Consider the following 18,806-nt stretch of genomic DNA (forward strand, 5'->3'; position numbering starts at 1 on the left):
TTATTTTCCTCCTGAGTAAATCCGCTCGACATCCGTGATGTCTTTGATCTTGCGAATTTTGTGCATGACCATTTTTAATTGTTCAAGATTGCGAATCTCCACCCGCAATTGAATGTGAGCCGCATCATCTTTTCCTACCTTAGCGTTAATTCCCAGGATATGAGTTCTTGTGTCTAAGACCGTGTTCATAACTTCTGTGACCAGTCGCGGCCTATCTATGCCATGGATCTTAATGTCTACCGGATAGGTAGAATCCACTTCATCAGCCCAAACAACCTCTACCACCCGCTCCTGCTCATCTTGAGAATGATTCAAGATATTAGTACAGTCTTTACGGTGAATCGAAACCCCGCGTCCCCTGGTTATATAACCGATAATCGCATCACCGGGCAAGGGATTACAGCAACGGGAAAAACGCACTAAGACATTGTCCACGCCTTTGACTCTTACACCCTGGGAAGCCTTCCCATAATGATTCTGAGCGGGAGTTTTTCCTTCACTTTGCTGAAGAGCTGCTAATTGCATCTTTTCTCGTTCTTCTTTAGTCAGGTCTTCACGCAAACGCATCAGTACTTTATTGGGAGTCAGTACCCCATCTCCAATCGATGCATATAAGTCATCGATGCCGACCAAGTTTTGACTCTTCCCTATGGCCATAAGGCTCTCATGCTTCAAGACAGACGTTGGATCTAAACCGAGCTTGCGAACTTCTCTCTCTAGACTTTCTTTGCCACGGATAATATTATCTTCACGCTGCTCCTTCTTGAACCACTGGCGAATTCTGTTCTTTGCCTGGGAGGTCTTGACAAAAGCAAGCCAATCCCGGCTTGGGGCACCGCCTTGTTTCGATGTGAGAATTTCAATAATATCCCCGTTGGCCAGCTTTGTGTCCAGAGGTACTATCCGACCGTTAAGTTTTGCTCCGACACAGCGATGTCCCACATCGGTATGCACACGATAGGCGAAATCCACCGGACAAGAATCAGCCGGTAATTCCACAACATCCCCTTTCGGGGTAAAGACAAACACCGTATCGGCGAACAAGTCAATCTTTAAGGACTCCATGAATTCCCCGGCATCTCTCGATTCATGCTGCCATTCCAAAAGTTGCCTCAGCCAGGACAGCTTCTGCTCAAAATTGACACTGGCCGCCGACCTGCCTCCGCCGCCACCGGCAGGTTCCTTGCTGCTTGCTTCTTTATATTTCCAGTGGGCAGCAATTCCATACTCAGAGGTTCGATGCATTTCACAGGTACGAATCTGAATTTCAAAAGGCTCTCCATGCTCGCCGATTAAGGTTGTATGAAGGGACTGATACATATTAGGCTTAGGCATGGCAATATAATCTTTAAAACGGCCCGGAATCGGTTTCCAGAGCGTGTGAATAATCCCTAAAGCACCATAACAATCATTGACAGTTTCTACGATCACTCGAATGGCCATAAGATCGTAGATTTCACTTAATTCCTTATGCTGAGTGGTCATTTTTCGATAAATGCTGTAAAAGTGTTTTGGGCGTCCAGCAATATCGGCATAAATTTCCACCTCGTTCAAACGTTTGCGCATTTGAACAATGACCTCATTTATATAGGCTTCCCGCTCTCGGCGTTTTAAAGCAATTCCTTCTACCAAATCGTAATATTCCTGAGGTTTAAGGTAACGAAACGATAAATCCTCCAACTCCCATTTAATCCGAAAAATCCCCAAGCGGTTCGCCAAAGGAGCAAATATTTCCAATGTTTCCTGAGCAATTTCTTTTTGCTTTTCTACGGAATGATATTTCAAAGTGCGCATATTATGCAAGCGATCGGCAAGTTTAATCAATATTACACGGATATCTTTGGCCATGGCCAAAAACATTTTGCGCAGATTTTCAACCTGTTGTTCAACCTTGCTTTTATAGGCAATTCTGCCAAGCTTTGTTACGCCATCGACTAGCAAGGCGATTTCTGGGCCAAATTCTCTTTCAATATCTGCAATGGTATACTCAGTATCTTCCACAACATCGTGAAGCAAGGCTGCCGCAATGGTTGCCTCGTCCATTTCCAAATCAGCCAGAATCTGTGCGACTTCCAGCGGATGAAGAATATAATCCTCTCCTGAATTGCGAAGCTGATTGCGGTGTGCTTTTTCAGCAAATCGATAGGCCTTGTCCACAATCTCCAGGCGTGCTTGGGGAGTCGTATTTTGCAGTTTTATCCATAATTCTGCGAAGGACATTGGAGAACTCCTCTCATCCGATCTAAGAAGCAAAGATTATTTTTCGTATTCTACCAAAGAAAAAACAGGATAATCAACGAGTTTTTCGCGCCCCTTTAAAAATGTCAGTTCAATGAGAAAGCCCATTCCGACAACGTCTGCCCCAATTTTTCTCATTAAGTTTGCTGTCGCTGCCATCGTCCCGCCGGTAGCGAGTAAATCATCGACAACCACAATTCGTTCACCGGAATGAATGGCATCTGCGTGAACCTCTAAAGTATCTGAACCATACTCTAAGGCATAGGTTTCACTGATGGTCCGAGCCGGCAGCTTTCCAGGCTTGCGAACCGGTACGAAGCCAATCCCCAAAGCATAGGCCACGGGAGCACCTAATAAAAATCCCCGGGCTTCTGGTCCAACAATAACCTCAGGTTTCCAAGGCTTAATTTTTTCTACCATTTCATTGACTGCCGCACGATAAACGTCTCCGTTTTTCAGAAGTGTCGTAATATCTTTATACGAAATACCTTCCTTGGGAAAATCAGCGATGACGCGAATATGTTCATTAAACTTCATGATCTTGCCGCCCTTCTATAGTTTCTCTCCCCATATTGTAATAGTTTTTAAAAGTGTTTTTTGAAAATTTAAAGCTTGTTCATACCGCCGTTTACTGTAGCGATAACGAACTGAAGCTTCAAGCTCTAATTTACCTTCCACCGGTACCAACTCCAGGGAAACTTTCGCGCATCCGCCAAGACAGCGGACAAGTCCTAATTCCTCAAAGACCTTCAGAGCTGTCCTCCAATCCTGCTCTTTTTCAGAGGTAAGCCGAACCTCAAAGGGTGATCGTTCAGACGCTAAATTCCTAAGTTCACGATAAACTTGAATAAGTTCCTCACGGGTTAAATAATTGCATTGTTTACGAATCTTCTCCTCTTGAACTTCTCGGCTGCCAAGCAAGGCTAACTGAGAGATCCCCAAACCTGCAAATTTTTCTATTCCTGCCTCAAAATCATCTTCGGAGAGCGGCAGTCCAAGGATTAAGCCCAAACCCTCAGTCTGTCTAAATCCGCCTGGATGAGGACTTGGAGGATTCATTGCCTCAGATCGGAAATAGTCTCTAAACAACGTATCATCCCAAGGTTGTAATCGCAACTCATTTTGCGTCGTATCCCAAACCCAAATTCTTTTTTTATCTTCTGAATCCCACTGGTTAGGAAATAATTGATGCCCGTTTAACCAGACAATCTCATAACCTTCCTGGGCCACAGCAATTTCTTGCCAAACCTTATTGTTCTTATCATCTTTGCTGATCCAGTCCGCTTGTGGTTGTATATCTTTAATCATCAATTGAACTTTATCTTTACCCTGAAATGTATTCCAGTCTAAACTAAAGGCCGTATCCAGCCTTGAGGTATTTACGAGTTCCTTTAACCGGTCACCGATTCGAAAAGCAATCCCCTCAAGTTCACCATGAGTTCCAAACTGAAATTTTAAATGGTTCCTTTCTTTGCCCACAGCATTCAAGGAATACATTGGAATCCCTTGAATCGCCAGGGTCGGACCGGAATTGCCGAAACCAAAAGGCCCCAATTGTTCAAGTTCATGAAGCAATCCTGCGGTCACTTCTTCCATGGAAATCTTGCGATCGATCGTTAAAATTTCTTGAAATAGTGATTCCTCAAAGGCCTCTGCTTGCTGATTAAGTCCTTCCCTCAGCCGCGGGATATTTTCTGTAAGAAGGGAAAACCCAGCAGCAGCGGTATGGCCCCCATACTTTATTAAAAAACTATCCTGTGTTTTTAATTGTTCCAACACCGGATAACCCGGAACTCCTCGAGCCGACCCTTTGGCTTCATTTCCTTCTTCCGAAATCATAAACACCGGACGATAATAACGTTCCACTAAGCGAGAAGCTACAATCCCGATAACCCCATGATGCCAGTGGTTTGCAGAAAGAACAATGACTCTGGGCAGAGGACCCTGCTCGATTAGGGAAATCGCTTCTGCTAAAATTTCCTGTTCCGTATCCTGCCTTGAACGATTTTCCTTCGTCAGCAAACGCGCCAGTTCTACGGCTCTGGCTGAATCTTCGGTGATGAGTAGTTCTAAACCCTCTCGTGCACTATCCATACGGCCCGCTGCATTGATTCTTGGTGCCACCATAAATCCGATTTGGCCGGCCTTAAGAGGTTTGTTCTTGAGACCGCATTCTTCAAGGAGAGCATCGAAGCCTGGGTGGCAAGTTTTTTCCATCTGCCGAAGACCATAATCAACCAAAACCCGATTTTCTCCGACCAATGGAACTAAATCAGCAATGGTCCCCAGGGCCACCAGATCGAGCAAATTAATTTCTATCTGGAAATCACTGCTGCCATTCCCTAAAGACTGAATAAGTGCTTGGGCTAATTTAAAGGCCACACCCACACCGGCCAGATCTCGAAAGGGATACCCCGAACCGCCAATTTTAGGATTTAATAGGGCAAAAGCTTCCGGCAAAAGCTCAGGCGGTTCATGATGATCGGTAATAATGATGTCAATACCCAGTTCACGAGCAATGGCCGTCTCGGAAACAGCCGTTACTCCACAGTCAACGGTAATAATCACTTTAACATTTGCCTTCGCGGCTCGTCTGACTGCCTCTTCATTCAGCCCGTATCCCTCGTCTTGCCGGTGAGGAATATAGGCTACAGCTTGAAAGCCAAGATCAGTCAGTACCTTATATAATAAAGCAGTACTGGTTACACCATCGACATCGTAGTCTCCGTAGACCAGAACCTTTTCTTGCTTTTCCAAGGCTAAGGTCAGTCGTTGAATAACCCGTTCCATAGGTTGGAAGCAAAAAGGCGAAGCTAAGCTTAAGACCGTTGGATGCAAAAATTCAATAACTTCCTTAGGTTCCCGAAGCTTCCTTTGCACAAGAATATCTGAAACGATGGTAGAGATACCAAGAGATTCGCTGATTCCTTTAGAGATTTGTTCCGGCGTTGATTGCAGTGCCCAAATACGTTTCACAGTATACCCCCTAGACTATCATTATAAGCTAGAAGAAAAACTACAGCAACCATTGTCGAAATATGATCTCTCAGTAATCCTTATTCTCTGCTGTCCAAACTATGGACTTGGTCTTTTGACCTCTGACAACTCTCACATCTAAGATTTCCACCATCCTCAACAGGACATTCCGCTCCAAGGCTATTGCATGGCTCGACATGAATAAGTATATGAGTTCCCTGAAGTTTCTGATTGATTTCAGCTTCTATGCGATCACACAAGTCATGAACCTCAACTACGGGAGTATATTTAGCAACCACTAAATGCAAATCGACATGTCTTTCTGACCCAGCCCTTCGAGTTCTTAATTTGTGAAACTCCACAAATTCGTCTTCATGAAGCTTCAGCACTTCGTTTATGATCTCCAGCTCTTGCTCCGGCAAGCTGACATCCACGAGCGGGGCAAATGCTTCTCGCGTCAAAGCAAAGGAAGCTTTAATAATCAAAAGCGCAACTCCAATTGCCACAATAGGATCCAAGATCAGCCAGCCCGTTATTTTAATCAATAACAGGCCGCAGAAAACACCCAATGAGGTGTACACATCCGTTCGCAAATGGAGAGAATCCGCTTCCAAGGCGATCGAATCGGTTTGTTTAGCTACTTTCATTAACTTGGAAGATACATAAAAATTGATGAGTGCTGAGGAACCCATAATCAAAAGACCTATTTCTAAATTTTCAACAGCAGTATCGCTGCCCGCTAAAATGTCTGAGGCTTTCTGCACTGCTTCAACAATAATCATAATTGCAGCCACAAAAATTAAAACAGCCTCAATCGTACCTGAAACATTTTCAATTTTTCCATGTCCATAAGCATGATCGGAATCGGCAGGTTTCTCAGATTGCTTCACGGCAAAAAGTGCAATAAGTGCCGCAATCAGATCAATTCCCGAATGAATCCCGTCGGACAAAATACTTATGGAACCACCTAGCAAGCCAATTACAACTTTCGCCAGCGTTAAAAACGTATTTGAAGCAACCGATAAACTCGCCACTTGAGTTTTTTCATTCAATTATAATCTCCCCCCTTTAAAGAACCCTCGCCATCGATCTCTTCTCTCCATCCCCATAGATCTCCAGTGAGAGTATCGCACTTGTTTGGTTTCAGAGACACTCAACCAACCATACTGCAGGAATATGCGTAAAGAGTTGCAGTGTGGCGATAAGCTCGTCCGCTTATCATCTTCGCCGGCGGCCGCCCAGTATTCTGACACTATAAAAATGGGACTTCTTTATCAAAAGAAGTCCCACGGATTTCTCCGCTGCCCCAAATTTTGGGCCCAGCAAATGCCTGACAATTTCAGTATATGACAAAGATATCAAATTGTGCAACTTATAGCAAGATTTTTATTGGATTTTCTAGAGTGTCATAATATTTCCAAAGATAATTCCCCCGATACAAAGGATTATGCGAAAAATCGCGGGAGCAAAACTCCATAGTAAATTTCTATTGCTGTTCTTTGGGATTAGGCCCATTCCGATCACAAGAATCCATAAAATAATTGCCGCCACAGGGGTCATAAATGCTCCAAAAAAAATTAGTCCAACCAATCCTCCAACTAAGCCGCTGACAATATGGGTTTTGCCGGCAATTTTCCCCAGAACAAACTGTGAGAGGATGCCAAAAGCACCACCAATAAATAAAGGGATTTCCCAATGCCAAAATTGTGGCCCTAAGGAATGAAATCCCCAATTTAATATCGAAAGGACTGCCATAGCAGCTATGGTTCCTCTTATCCCTCCAAAGAAAATTACTCCTCCGGAAACTAGGAGCAATATTTCAAATGCCACTAATTGTAAAAATCCCAACAACTCTCGCCCCCGATTTTCTTTAATGTTATTATGGCCCAATAATATCCAATCTAATCCAGAGGAAAAGCGTGTAAGGGGGATGGTCCTTTTGACACACTTTTGCGGCACATAGCGAAAGGGGGTAACGGCTGCGTTACCCCCTTTTCTCGGTTAATTATTGTGATCCTTATCTATCTAAATCTTAGAAGATGACTCCTAAAGCAATTAAGATCAACACAGCTATAGCGATAATTCCAACCCCTACACAGCTGCCAAAACCATATCCGTACATTAAATCACCCCCGAACTAGTTTACTTAGAATACAATACCTAAAGCGATAAGCAAAAGAATGATCACAACAACGATTCCAATTCCTGCACCAAAACCAACACCTGTTCCACAACCTACTCCAGCTGCTCCGAAAGCCATCGAAATTTCCTCCTTAAAATCTATAGTTTATCTATCCCCTAAAGGTTGATTTAGAATATAACACCCAGTGCGATAAGAATAAGAATTGCGATTGCGATAATTCCTACTCCAACTCCACGGCCTACTCCCACTGGGGCAACAGGCGCACAACATCCGGCTCCGTATCCTACACCATATCCGTACATAACTTTAACCTCCTAATTCCATTCGAAGAAAATTATTAAAATACGATACCCATTGCGATTAAGAGAAGAATAATCACTACTACAACAGCAATTCCTGGCAAGAAATTGGGTGTGCAAACTACTCCATCAACACCGTTAACAGGACCTGCTCCGAAAGCCATATCAATTACCTCCTATTTGAAACATTATTTTCGGGCTCACTTTAATTTATGTTAGAGGTTCAAAAATGTTAATATTTTACTCTAAATCCTTATTCGTCCATAATGGTTTTTTTAAACCCGGTTGGATACAGTCTCTTCCAGCCGATCCCGGGCAGCAGAAGTTAGCTCCTTATACTGCAGAAAAGGTACCGCTTTGTGGCAGAGAGGTCCGTTCTACTACAAAAAAATACTCACCGCCTTACGGCAAAGAGTATTTCTATCGTTTAATAATTAGGATGTTGAATACGCCGGATAAACTCCTTCATTCCCATATTCGAATAACAAAATACCCTATGAACATGATAAGCATCTCTATGAGAATCAGCCCATCCCCGAAGGGTTGTAAAAGCCATGCGAAACCCAGCCTTTTTCACAGCTTGAACAACTTTATCATTAAAATCTCCATAAGGATAAGCAAAATAGTCCACAGAACGGCCTAAACCCTTTTCTAAAGTATTCTTAGAATTTATCAGTTCGCTTAAAAGAGGCGAAGGGGCCAATTTAGTCAAATAGGAATGATTTTGCGTATGGTCCGAGATGTCCCAGCCATTTGCAGACAGCTCTTTGAGCTGCGGCCATGTTAAAAAACCCTTTTCGCCAATACATCCCGATATCATAAAAACAGTTGCCACATAACCGTATTTTTTTAGAATTGGAAACGCTGTTTGATAATTATCGGCATATCCATCATCAAACGTTAAGAGAAAAGGCTTCTGGGGCAGCACCCCATTATGATATATGGATTCATATAATTGAGTAGGGGTGATGGAATGATACCCATGACTGGATAAATAGGCAATTTGCTCTTCAAATTGCTCTGGCGGCATTCGTATTTCATTGTTTGCCTCTTGCATAATGGAATGATAATAAAGAACAGGTACCTCGGGGGGAAACTTCTCAGCATTCGTATCATTTGAAGTTGAGGGCAAATTATGTGATGGTTTTATGTCAGAATTAAGAGTCGGAGAAGCAGGCACTTGCACTTTCTGGTTGTTAGATATTGACCTTTGATAGGTGCAGCCGGCAAGAACAAGGGTCAGGCTTATTAACATCGTCAGCTTAATGATTTTCGCCAACATCTTATCTTCAGTCACCACCTTACATTCATCCTATATTTTACCATATATTCCTTGCTTTTAAAAACCTGTCAATCTCTGAAGAAACCTTGGCTGACGCCCACGAAGATATTGTCTTCGCATGTATTATCATCCTTACAGAAATTCTTTTCGCAGGTGTTTAGCCCCAGAGGCAGACGACTGCCAGGTTGCATTGATAAAGAAAGGCGTTGTCACTCCACTATAGTAGTGAAATGACAACGCCTTTGGGTATTTTGCCCCGCTTTTGGTTTTCTGAGTTAAGTTTTTACACAACCCCGCTCTTTAAAGGATCTAATTAGGCACGAACAGCTTTACCGCCTTTTGTTGGCTTTTTCATACGAGTTTTAATTTCTACGAGAATTTGACTGGCATTAAATATGGAGGAATACGCTCCACTGAATACCCCGATAAGCATAGCAAGCGAAAAGACTTTCGTTGATTCTCCACCTAAAATAAATACTGAGAACAAGGCAATTAAGACGGTTACAACCGTATTAACGGAACGACGCATTGTTTGCCATACGGACTTATCAACCATATCCTCATAGCTGTCGCCGCGTCTCATTCTTGTCTCGTTTTCACGAATCCGGTCGAAGATAACCACCGTATCATTAATGGAATATCCGAAAATGGTTAGGACTGCTGCCACGAACGTAGAATCGATTTGCCATTGGAACAGAGAAAACAGACCGACAACTACTAAAACATCATGCAGCAAGGCAATAATCCCTGAGATGGCAAAAACAAACTGAAATCTGAAAGAGATATAGGCTATCATTAAACCCATGGCAATAAGTAAGGACCAAAAGGCATTGCGGGTAAGTTCTTGTCCCATGGCCGGTCCAACCTCATCTACTTGCAACGTCTTTTTATCATAATCCGCTACCTTCTTCTGCAAAGCCGTCATTAATTGAGTTTGCTTCTCTTGTTGAAGGGCTTCTGTTCTAATCAGAACTGATTTATTTCCATTAGATAATTGAACTTCACCGCTCAGTCCGACAGATTTCATAGTATCGGTTACTGCACTTTGAGTCACAGCTTTAGTAAAGTTTGCTTCAATCATCGTTCCGCCCTTGAAATCAATGCCCAAATTTAGCCCGTGAATAAAGAGGGAAATGATTCCCGGGATAATAACTAACAGCGAAAGGGCAAACCACCAATAACGTTTTTTAACGATATTAAAATAGAGCGGATGTATTTTTTGAACTTCTTCATAAGTTGCCGGATGTCCTTTTTCCATTATACATCCCTCCTAATGCCAAACCATGCCGTATTTAATTTTGCGCTTATCCCTACAATTAAACGTAAGACTAAACGTGTAAAGGTAAGTGCTGTAAACAAACTGGCAACAATACCAACTCCCAAAGTCAAGGCAAATCCTTTAATGGTCCCCGTACCAAAATAATATAAAGTTAAAGCAGCTATCAACGTTGTAACGTGAGCATCAATAACTGTGATAAAGGCACGGCTAAAACCTGATTCAACACCTGCTCGCAAGGATTTTCCGGCTCGAACTTCTTCTTTGATTCTTTCGTAAATAATAATATTGAAATCCACTGCCATCCCTATAGAAAGGATGAATCCGGCTATTCCCGGAAGAGTAAGTACCACTCGGAACATCCAGAAAACCCATAATACAATGAGGCCATAGACAACTAATGAGAAATCAGCGACAACTCCCGGCAAACGATAAAAGACAAGCATAAATAAGAAAATAAAGATTAAACCATAAATCCCTGCCTGAATACTTTTATGTAGAGAGTCAATCCCCAAGGAAGCTCCTACCTGATGTTTTTCAGTAATCGACATGCTGACAGGCAAAGAACCTGAACGCATCAAAACTGCATCATTGGCAGCGGCTTGAAGAGTTGCATAACCGGTAATTTCAGCCTGTCCATTGGTAATCGGAACGTTAACAGTTGGATTCGTTAATAACTTGTCATCGAGATAAATTCCGATCCTTTGACCGATATATTTTGTCGTTAAATCAGCGAATTTTTTGGCACCGTCCGATGAGAAGGTTAAATTAACTACATACCCTCCAGCACCCGTGGTACTTTGGTCCTGACCCGCTTTAGCATCGGTAAGTTCAGCCCCCTGTAAAACCACGTTACCTTTAGGATCTTTAAAGGTTAGCTGAGCCGTAGTTTTCAGGACGTTAACTGCCTGATCGGGATCGGAAACCCCCGCTAAGTCCAGGACTATACGTTTATTGTTGTAATCTGTTTGGATAATCGGTTCGGATACCCCTAGGTCGTTAACCCGTTTAGAGATAATCGCCTTTGCCTTATCCATATCATCATTAGTAATTGGTGCCCCACTTTTATTGGGCTGGGCTTGTAAAACCAAGTGAACTCCACCGCGCAGGTCAAGTCCCAATGGGATACCCTTGGCGGGATCCACAAGAGGTTTTATCGATAGCGCCACTGCTGCCGCTACAACAAGCACCAGCGTTACGAGTTTGATGATGTTTCCCCGTTTCATCTGCTTTCCTCCCTTTTAGTATGAATGGGACTTGCCCATGCCAATCCTCATTATAAAACCTTCAGGATTCCCATGTCAATCTGAGAAAGAACACTGGGATCCCCAGTAAAAATTACAGTAGTTTAACCTCATTAATTTTCAGTTCGAACTTCGTATTGAGAAATCCTGCAGCTTTGCGGCATAATAACATTCGTGCCAGAAAGATTTCGAAATACTCCATAACTGGGCAAATCTCAGTGTCAATGGTTAATTCCAAAGCCACCCGTTCTTGAGGATAAACGCGCAGAAACGATTTTTCCACAGCATAATTGACTCTGTCATGAATATCAAATGTAGATAAGTCCAAATTTCGAACTCGAGAACGGTGCACATCTGATTTATCGGCTAGGATCAAGGCTGCGGATATATTATTGACCGGATTCCCGTCAGTTTCGTCGTGATTGCCAATCGCTCCGATAATTACGGCAATTTCTTCGGGGTTCATACCGTGTCTTTGCAGGATGCTTGTAGCTAAGATCGCTCCTGTTTGAGCATGAGAAACTCGGTTAACTGCATTCCCGATATCATGAAGATAACCGGCGATGGCAGCCAATTCGCACTCTCGTTCAGTATGTTCCATTTTCTCTAATATATTCGAAGCAATATGGGAAACAAGACCGACATGCCTTAGGCCATGCTCGGTATATCCAATTGCCGCAAGATGTCTGTTCCCTGCTTCTATCAGACTGTGTACATAAGGATCTCCTTTTATATCCAGCAATGTAACCCTTGGCAAAACAATCTCCTCCTGCCGGCGAGCATAAATCATGAGAATTCGTTTCGTCTTCTTATTTCTTTCAGGAAGTGTAAAAAAAACTTGGCGGGCGTCCGAAGACACTGGCTTCGCACGTATTAATTCTTCTTGCGGTATACAACCGAAAGTTATACTTTCTGACAGTGTAAAAAACAAGTGGGGCCGCCACTTGCTTTTATCCAATTGTTCAAGTGAGATTTATCAGTATACCCAAGGACTCAAAGAGTTAGGCGTTTTCCTTTTCAGAATCATTGGGCTGTGAATCTTCTTTTTCCAGATTGATTTCTTTGTTATTCGTCTTATCGTTCTTGTCGTTCTTGTCGTTCTTTTTAGCGTTCTTTTTAGGATCCTCAGCATTAATGTCCCGATTCTCAACACTTGTTATTGCTGATTTTGCAACTTCAATCTCTACTTTGTCGGCAATTTGCAGCATCACGGAATTATCTTTTACTTTTGTGATCTTGCCATAAATTCCGCCGGAAGTTAAGACACGATCTCTTACACGCATCCCAGCGAGCAGCGCTTGCCGCTGTTTTGCTTGTTTTTGCTGTGGTCTAATCATCAGAAAATACATAATACCGAAAAAGACAACAAAATAAAGGACTAAAGACATGGTCGACTGATTCATTTTTTAAAATCCCCCTTAATTTATTCTTGGTACATATTCCCTATGTTATGGCAAAAATCCTTCTCTTGGATTCACGAATAAAAACTCACTTGCTTTAATTGCCTATTCGTACTCATACCCATAATCGGCAAAACATTTTTGACGATATTCCGGCAAACGATCTTCCCGAATGGCATCTCTAATCTCCCGCATTAGATTTTGGAGATATCTTAAATTGTGTATCGTCATTAAACGAAGTCCCAGTATTTCTTCTGCTTTGAGTAAATGCCTTATATAAGCTCTGGAATAGTTTCGGCAGGCATAGCAGTCGCAAGTGGGGTCTATCGGACCAAAATCATGAGCAGAACCGGCATTGCGAACAATAACCTTGCCAAAGCGCGTCATGGCAGTTCCGTTTCTGGCAATCCTTGTAGGGAGAACACAGTCAAACATATCTACTCCTCGCATAACCCCTTCAATAATTGCGTCCGGTGACCCGACTCCCATGAGGTAGCGTGGTTTTTCTCGGGGCAGAAGTGGTACTGTATAGTCTAAAACCTCATACATGAGTTCTTTTGGTTCTCCCACACTCAATCCGCCAATGGCATAACCGGGAAGATCCAGCTCCGTAATCTCGGCGGCACTTTGGCGGCGCAGATCCTCATACATGCCTCCTTGGACGATGCCAAACAAAGCCTGAGTCTCTGTGGTGGTCAAGGTCTCTTTGCAGCGCTTTAACCAACGCGTTGTCCTTTCTAAGGAATTCTTGACATACTCACGGGTACTGGGATAAGGTGCACATTCATCAAACGCCATCACAATATCTGAACCTATGGTCATTTGCATCTGAGTTGCAATTTCTGGGCTTAAAAATTGTCGTGATCCATCGATATGAGAACGGAATTCTACACCGCTTTCCTGGATTGTCCGCAAATCTCCTAAGCTAAATACCTGAAACCCGCCGCTGTCGGTTAAAATCGCCCCATCCCAATTCATAAAACGATGAAGCCCGCCTGCTTCACGGATTAATTCCTGCCCTGGCCGCAAAAAAAGATGATAGGTATTACTTAAGATAATTCCGGCTCCAACCTCCCGAATTTCCTCCGGAGTCATTGCTTTCACGGTACCTTGTGTTCCCACCGGCATAAAAACAGGCGTATCGATAACCCCGTGTGGGGTATGTAATTTTCCTAAGCGCGCCTTTGTTCGAGAATCTTCTTTAAGTATTTCCAAATGGACTGCTGCCAAACCTTTCACTTCCTTCTCAATCTGATACTTTCATTTAACGAATAAACATAGCATCTCCAAAGCTATAGAATCGATAGTTCTGCTCCACTGCAACCTTATAAGCCCGTAGAATAAGCTCTCGTCCCGCTAAAGCACTGACTAGCATCACCAAAGTGGACTTAGGGAAATGGAAATTTGTCAAAAGAGCGTCCACGATCTGGAAGGCATATCCCGGATAGATAAATATATCTGTCCATCCCTCTCCAGGGATTACCCTTCCCTGCCGTCCCACAGACTCCAACGTCCGAGCAGCCGTTGTGCCCACTGCAATTACTCGTCGCCCTTCCTGTTTGGCCCGATTAATTCGTTCTGCTGCCTCTGCTTCCACTCGATAATATTCGGAATGCATAACATGTTCCTGAACATTCTCTACCTTTACCGGCCGAAAGGTTCCCAGACCTACATGGAGAAGAATCTCCACAATCTCCACGCCTTTCGCTTGTAAATCACTGATAAGCTCAGGAGTAAAATGCAATCCGGCTGTAGGGGCGGCAACTGAACCGCGTTCTTTGGCATATACGGTCTGATAACGTTCTTGGTCTTCTAATTGAACAGTAATATACGGAGGTAAAGGCATCTCTCCGAGTTGATCCAAAATAGTCTCAAAAACTCCTGTGTATATAAATCGAATCTTTCGATTGCCATTTTCTAAGATTTCCAACAGCTCACAGCTAAGCAAGCCATTGCCAAAAGTTACATTTTGGCCGACCTTTAAGCGCTTGCCCGGCTTGACTAACGCCTCCCAGACATCGAGTTCCAGGCGTTTTAAAAGAAGGACTTCCATTTTAGCTTGGGAACCTTCTTTTTCGCCAATCAAACGCGCAGGAATCACCCGGGTATTATTAAGTACCAGTACATCCCCTGCATCTAAAAGAGCAAGGAGATCGCGAAAGGAATGATGCTCTAGGGAACCGCTCTGCCGGTCCACAACCATTAAACGCGAGGCATCCCGCGGCTCTACCGGATGTTGAGCAATTAACTCCTCCGGCAAATCAAAATCGAACTCCGAAACATTCACGCTATCTTCTCCTTAAATCATGGCCTTAAGCACCATTTCCATCAGCTGTTGCAATCGACACATTACTATAGTAGAAATGCAAAATATCTGCGTAGCTATATCCCAACTGCGCCATATGATAGGCTCCCCATTGAGACATCCCTGCGCCGTGACCCCAGCCTCTTCCTTCAAAGATAAAAACACCGTAGGGCTGAGGAACCGGACTAACCCCTAAAGAAGAACTGACGATCTTGGAAAGACGCGGTCCTGAATTGGCCGGGTATCGCTCCGAAGAATCTCTAAGCCTTCCGTAATCTAAAACCCCCAGCAAGGGGGGCACACCCCGAAAGTTAGCTTCTATTTCGCTTGTGGGAAAATTATAGGTCTTAAATAATGTCCCCAAAAAAGCATTCGCTTGTATTTCTTGGCCAAAAGGATAAAAAGCCTGAACAAATTTTCGGCCCGAGATGGATAAAGAGTTGCCAAAGCTATCCGTTAGTATGACGTTTTTAACCCGACCGGAAACAAATTTATCAAGTTTCACCTTTTTAATCGGTCCTAAGCCAAAAGCGGAACCCAACTGCGGCGCAGAAACAACAAAATGCCAGCGGCCCGCTGCTCCTCCAATTTCGTCAGAAAATGGATCAGGATGGGCTACATTGTGAATATCGGAATTTCCCCATACATTCTTAGCATCTTCAGAATATCCTCCGCTATGGGCAGAATACAAGGCTTCAATGGGTTCACCGCTTTGCCCGTCAACCAGGATCTTCCCCCGCGTCGCCTCAACGGCGGCAGAGGCTTCTCCTTCTACATTCATACCGGCATAAGCCTGGTCAATATCCGGAGAATCCGTGATAGTTTCACGATGCTGAGTCTGCTTCATAAGATAAGTCCTCGCCGCCACAGCCTGTGCTTTTAATGCCTCCAGACCGTACTTAGCCCATGAATTACTCATCTCAATGGGCACAACACCCTTTAGATAGTCTTCACTGTCCAGTTGATTCATCAATTGCCAGTGATCCCTTTGCCAATCCATGGTCAGTTTGCCGCGATAGACTGCCTTCTTACCATCCGGCGTTCTAACCCGGAGACTGCCGTTCTCTTCACCCTTGATCTCCAGCCGAGTTCCTTTTAAGGTTTGAAAATCTCCCTGGTTAATCCTCAAAATCGGACTCCACCCTCCCCAGCCAATTTGGAGAGTAGAATCTTGAGGGAAATTTATCGTCTTATCATCACAAACTAATTGATAGGACCCTTCTCTAACTTGAATTTCAACCCATCCGGCTTGTCCGAACTTCCAGACTAGTTTAACTGAAATTTCCTTGGCTTGGCACGTTTGGGCCTGAATCGCCATGAGCCCAAAAACAATTAACAATAAAAAAGGCCAGCGCCGAACACTCCAGAGCATGACATCACACACCTTCTGTGTTCAGATTACCCCATTTTTCCTGCTTATATGCCTGGGCGGCCCTCTTCAGCCATGAATTTTTGCGGCAGAGCATAGCCGAAGTGTTGATAGGCCCTTGCCGTTGCCATTCGCCCCCGGGGGGTACGTTGTAAGAAACCCATCTGCAGGAGAAAGGGCTCTACGACATCCTCCAAGGTCTCAGACTCTTCTCCTATGGTAGATGCTAAAGTGTCCAAGCCGACGGGCCCTCCGGCAAATGTTTCAATTATGGTTCTTAATGTTTTTTGGTCGATATTATCCAACCCTACCGGATCAACTTCTAAGCGATTGAGGGCGTCCCGGGCAATGGTCTGTGTTACAATCCCATCTCCCCACACCAAGGCAAAATCTCTGACCCGCTTTAACAATCGATTTCCTACTCGGGGAGTACCACGCGAACGACGGGCAATTTCATCGGCACCCTCATCGGTTATTTCTAACTTTAAGATGCTTGCTGCCCTCAGAATGATGTTTTTTAAGTCATCAACTTCATAAAATTCGAGTCTGCTGATAACACCAAAACGATCCCGCAAGGGCGAGGTTAACTGACCGGCACGGGTTGTAGCCCCCACCAATGTAAAAGGCGGTAAGGAGAGGCGAATCGAGCGGGCACTGGGGCCTTTCCCGATCACAATATCTAAACAACCATCCTCCATAGCAGAGTAGAGGATTTCTTCTGTCGAACTATTTAAGCGATGAATCTCATCAATAAACAAGACATCCCGCGGTTCCAACGCTGTTAAAATAGCCGCCAAGTCGCCGGGCCGCTCAATGGCAGGTCCGGAAGTCGTCCGGATACTCACACCCATTTCCGAGGCGATGATATTAGCCAAAGTCGTCTTGCCCAAACCGGGAGGACCATATAATAAGACGTGGTCTAAAGCTTCCCCCCGGGTCGATGCAGCCTGGATAAAAATACTGAGATTATCTTTAACTTTTTTTTGCCCGATATATTCCTTCATTCGATTGGGGCGCAAAGCTTCCCCTTCTTGATCTGAAAGTTGTTCTTGCGGAGCTACCAAACGCTCTTCGATTTTTTGCCCCTCCTCTCATCCGATATAAAGGATCAACCTCCCGCCAGCTTGCGCAAGGCTTTTTTCACTTGCTCCTCCGTGGGTAAATCTCCTCCGTCTTTTCCGGCGTGACCCAGGGCCCGTCTGGCTTCCTCCAGGCCGAAGCCAAGAGCCAGCAAGGTTTGAAGGGCATCGGAATGCTGGGTCGGATTCAAATCAGCCATGGTTGTTTCCTGATTATTTGAAACTAAGGAGAGTCCTTTAAACTTCTCTTTAAGTTCTAAAATTAAGCGTTGGGCAATTTTCTTTCCTATCCCTGGAACCTTTGTTAAGAGATTAAGATTTTCACTAACGATAGCACTTTCTATCTGTGCTGCTCCAAAGGTGGACAATAACGATATGGCGGCCTTGGGACCAATGCCCGAAACACCCAGCATCTCTAAAAATAGTTGTTTTTCCCCCAGGGACATGAATCCATAAAGAGATAAATCATCCTCACGCATCACCACATGAGTATAAAGAACAAGTTTCTGACCCGGAAAAACCTTGGCTAAAAGACCGCTTGGTACCGTCAGCAAATAGCCAGTTCCCTGGACATCCAGCACTAAACGTTCCGCTTGGATTTCCCAAACTGTCCCGCGCAACATTCCTATCATCGGAAATCCTCCATTCTCCGTTCTAAGGCGAAGCTGTGGGCATGGCAAATCGCTATAGCTAAAGCATCAGCCGTATCATCGGGCTTAGGAATCTTGTCCAGACCTAATAATCCCTTCACCATTTGCTGAACTTGCTGTTTCTCAGCTCTTCCATAGCCTACAACCGATTGTTTCACTTGCAGGGGAGTATATTCATAGATGGGAATGCTCTGTTGTGCCCCCGCTAACAAGATAATCCCCCGGGCCTGCCCTACAGATATGGCGGTGGTAGTATTGCGGTTGAAAAAGAGCTCCTCAACGGCAATATGATCAGGGTGATGTTCCCTTAGAAAAGGACAGATTTGATTGTAAAGTATCAGTAAACGTTCTGCCAAAGGTGTATGAGCAGACGTGCGCCAACATGAATAATTCAGTGCCCTCAGGCGATTTCCTTTTTGTTCAATGAGGCCATAACCCATAATTGCAGTTCCCGGATCAATCCCTAAAATAATCATCTGCGTCTTCCTTTCTGCATTAAATTTCGACAGAAGACGTAGGATTCCTTTTCGGCTTAAGATAAAGGT

At 44.0% G+C, this 18,806-nt stretch carries 18 protein-coding genes; all 18 read right to left on the reverse strand.

Features of this window, described 5'->3' with window-relative positions:
• The 18 genes from DESACI_RS16545 to ruvC all read right to left on the reverse strand — a co-directional run bounded on the left by DESACI_RS16545 (window position 1) and on the right by ruvC (window position 18,737).
• Complete coding sequence (locus DESACI_RS16545) at window positions 1–2,220, reverse strand: RelA/SpoT family protein (RefSeq protein ID WP_014828346.1); 2,220 nt, start codon at window positions 2,218–2,220, stop codon at window positions 1–3.
• A gap of 36 nt (window positions 2,221–2,256) precedes the next feature.
• Entirely contained in the window at window positions 2,257–2,775 is a 519-nt protein-coding gene (locus DESACI_RS16550) for an adenine phosphoribosyltransferase (protein WP_014828347.1), read from the reverse strand.
• 15 nt (window positions 2,776–2,790) lie between these two features.
• A complete protein-coding gene (gene recJ / locus DESACI_RS16555; protein ID WP_014828348.1) occupies window positions 2,791–5,214 on the reverse strand; it encodes a single-stranded-DNA-specific exonuclease RecJ in 2,424 nt (807 codons plus the stop codon).
• Window positions 5,215–5,294: 80 nt separating this feature from the next.
• The gene (locus DESACI_RS16560; protein WP_014828349.1) at window positions 5,295–6,266 is read right to left on the reverse strand and encodes a cation diffusion facilitator family transporter; all 972 of its coding nucleotides are present in this window, start codon (window positions 6,264–6,266) and stop codon (window positions 5,295–5,297) included.
• A gap of 346 nt (window positions 6,267–6,612) precedes the next feature.
• Window positions 6,613–7,065: a hypothetical protein gene (locus DESACI_RS16565; RefSeq protein ID WP_014828350.1), complete on the reverse strand. Its 453-nt coding sequence runs from the start codon at window positions 7,063–7,065 to the stop codon at window positions 6,613–6,615.
• Between the two features lie 459 nt (window positions 7,066–7,524).
• The gene (locus tag DESACI_RS25565) at window positions 7,525–7,659 is read right to left on the reverse strand and encodes a hypothetical protein (protein WP_014828353.1); all 135 of its coding nucleotides are present in this window, start codon (window positions 7,657–7,659) and stop codon (window positions 7,525–7,527) included.
• 35 nt (window positions 7,660–7,694) lie between these two features.
• Window positions 7,695–7,820 carry a hypothetical protein gene (locus DESACI_RS25570; protein WP_014828354.1) on the reverse strand — a complete coding sequence of 42 codons (126 nt, stop codon included), beginning with the start codon at window positions 7,818–7,820 and terminating at the stop codon, window positions 7,695–7,697.
• A gap of 263 nt (window positions 7,821–8,083) precedes the next feature.
• Window positions 8,084–8,956 (reverse strand): polysaccharide deacetylase family protein, encoded by an 873-nt coding sequence (locus DESACI_RS16580; RefSeq protein WP_014828355.1) that lies wholly within the window; start codon window positions 8,954–8,956, stop codon window positions 8,084–8,086.
• Between the two features lie 295 nt (window positions 8,957–9,251).
• Window positions 9,252–10,196, reverse strand: a complete 945-nt coding sequence (secF, locus tag DESACI_RS16585) for a protein translocase subunit SecF (protein ID WP_014828356.1) — start codon at window positions 10,194–10,196, stop codon at window positions 9,252–9,254.
• On the reverse strand, window positions 10,196–11,440 hold the full coding sequence (gene secD / locus DESACI_RS16590) for a protein translocase subunit SecD (RefSeq protein WP_014828357.1): 1,245 nt from the start codon (window positions 11,438–11,440) through the stop codon (window positions 10,196–10,198). The genes secF and secD overlap by 1 nt, the downstream gene beginning before the upstream one ends.
• A gap of 112 nt (window positions 11,441–11,552) precedes the next feature.
• Complete coding sequence (locus DESACI_RS16595; RefSeq protein WP_427846753.1) at window positions 11,553–12,248, reverse strand: HD domain-containing protein; 696 nt, start codon at window positions 12,246–12,248, stop codon at window positions 11,553–11,555.
• Between the two features lie 211 nt (window positions 12,249–12,459).
• Window positions 12,460–12,861: a preprotein translocase subunit YajC gene (gene yajC / locus DESACI_RS16600; protein ID WP_014828359.1), complete on the reverse strand. Its 402-nt coding sequence runs from the start codon at window positions 12,859–12,861 to the stop codon at window positions 12,460–12,462.
• Window positions 12,862–12,963: 102 nt separating this feature from the next.
• The gene (tgt, locus tag DESACI_RS16605; protein WP_014828360.1) at window positions 12,964–14,088 is read right to left on the reverse strand and encodes a tRNA guanosine(34) transglycosylase Tgt; all 1,125 of its coding nucleotides are present in this window, start codon (window positions 14,086–14,088) and stop codon (window positions 12,964–12,966) included.
• Window positions 14,089–14,122: 34 nt separating this feature from the next.
• Window positions 14,123–15,145 (reverse strand): tRNA preQ1(34) S-adenosylmethionine ribosyltransferase-isomerase QueA, encoded by a 1,023-nt coding sequence (gene queA / locus DESACI_RS16610; RefSeq protein ID WP_014828361.1) that lies wholly within the window; start codon window positions 15,143–15,145, stop codon window positions 14,123–14,125.
• Between the two features lie 25 nt (window positions 15,146–15,170).
• Complete coding sequence (locus DESACI_RS16615; RefSeq protein ID WP_014828362.1) at window positions 15,171–16,535, reverse strand: SpoIID/LytB domain-containing protein; 1,365 nt, start codon at window positions 16,533–16,535, stop codon at window positions 15,171–15,173.
• A gap of 44 nt (window positions 16,536–16,579) precedes the next feature.
• Entirely contained in the window at window positions 16,580–17,608 is a 1,029-nt protein-coding gene (gene ruvB, locus DESACI_RS16620; protein ID WP_049804074.1) for a Holliday junction branch migration DNA helicase RuvB, read from the reverse strand.
• A 32-nt stretch (window positions 17,609–17,640) separates the two neighbouring features.
• Window positions 17,641–18,243 (reverse strand): Holliday junction branch migration protein RuvA, encoded by a 603-nt coding sequence (gene ruvA / locus DESACI_RS16625; protein ID WP_014828364.1) that lies wholly within the window; start codon window positions 18,241–18,243, stop codon window positions 17,641–17,643.
• Window positions 18,240–18,737: a crossover junction endodeoxyribonuclease RuvC gene (gene ruvC / locus DESACI_RS16630; RefSeq protein ID WP_014828365.1), complete on the reverse strand. Its 498-nt coding sequence runs from the start codon at window positions 18,735–18,737 to the stop codon at window positions 18,240–18,242. Before ruvC ends, ruvA begins: the two co-directional genes overlap by 4 nt.
• Between the last annotated feature and the right edge of the window lie 69 nt (window positions 18,738–18,806).

This window comes from Desulfosporosinus acidiphilus SJ4, from assembly GCF_000255115.2.
Lineage (GTDB): Bacteria > Bacillota > Desulfitobacteriia > Desulfitobacteriales > Desulfitobacteriaceae > Desulfosporosinus > Desulfosporosinus acidiphilus.

What these genes read in the sequence shown, in the direction of transcription:
- secD (WP_014828357.1), bottom strand. Translation starts at nt 11,440, where the DNA reads ATGAAACGGGGAAACATCATCAAACTCGTAACGCTGGTGCTTGTTGTA.
- DESACI_RS16550 (WP_014828347.1), bottom strand. Translation starts at nt 2,775, where the DNA reads ATGAAGTTTAATGAACATATTCGCGTCATCGCTGATTTTCCCAAGGAA.
- ruvA (WP_014828364.1), bottom strand. Translation starts at nt 18,243, where the DNA reads ATGATAGGAATGTTGCGCGGGACAGTTTGGGAAATCCAAGCGGAACGT.
- yajC (WP_014828359.1), bottom strand. Translation starts at nt 12,861, where the DNA reads ATGAATCAGTCGACCATGTCTTTAGTCCTTTATTTTGTTGTCTTTTTC.
- secF (WP_014828356.1), bottom strand. Translation starts at nt 10,196, where the DNA reads ATGGAAAAAGGACATCCGGCAACTTATGAAGAAGTTCAAAAAATACAT.
- DESACI_RS16595 (WP_427846753.1), bottom strand. Translation starts at nt 12,248, where the DNA reads ATGATTTATGCTCGCCGGCAGGAGGAGATTGTTTTGCCAAGGGTTACA.
- DESACI_RS16545 (WP_014828346.1), bottom strand. Translation starts at nt 2,220, where the DNA reads ATGTCCTTCGCAGAATTATGGATAAAACTGCAAAATACGACTCCCCAA.
- ruvC (WP_014828365.1), bottom strand. Translation starts at nt 18,737, where the DNA reads ATGATTATTTTAGGGATTGATCCGGGAACTGCAATTATGGGTTATGGC.
- DESACI_RS16615 (WP_014828362.1), bottom strand. Translation starts at nt 16,535, where the DNA reads ATGCTCTGGAGTGTTCGGCGCTGGCCTTTTTTATTGTTAATTGTTTTT.
- DESACI_RS25565 (WP_014828353.1), bottom strand. Translation starts at nt 7,659, where the DNA reads ATGTACGGATATGGTGTAGGATACGGAGCCGGATGTTGTGCGCCTGTT.
- DESACI_RS25570 (WP_014828354.1), bottom strand. Translation starts at nt 7,820, where the DNA reads ATGGCTTTCGGAGCAGGTCCTGTTAACGGTGTTGATGGAGTAGTTTGC.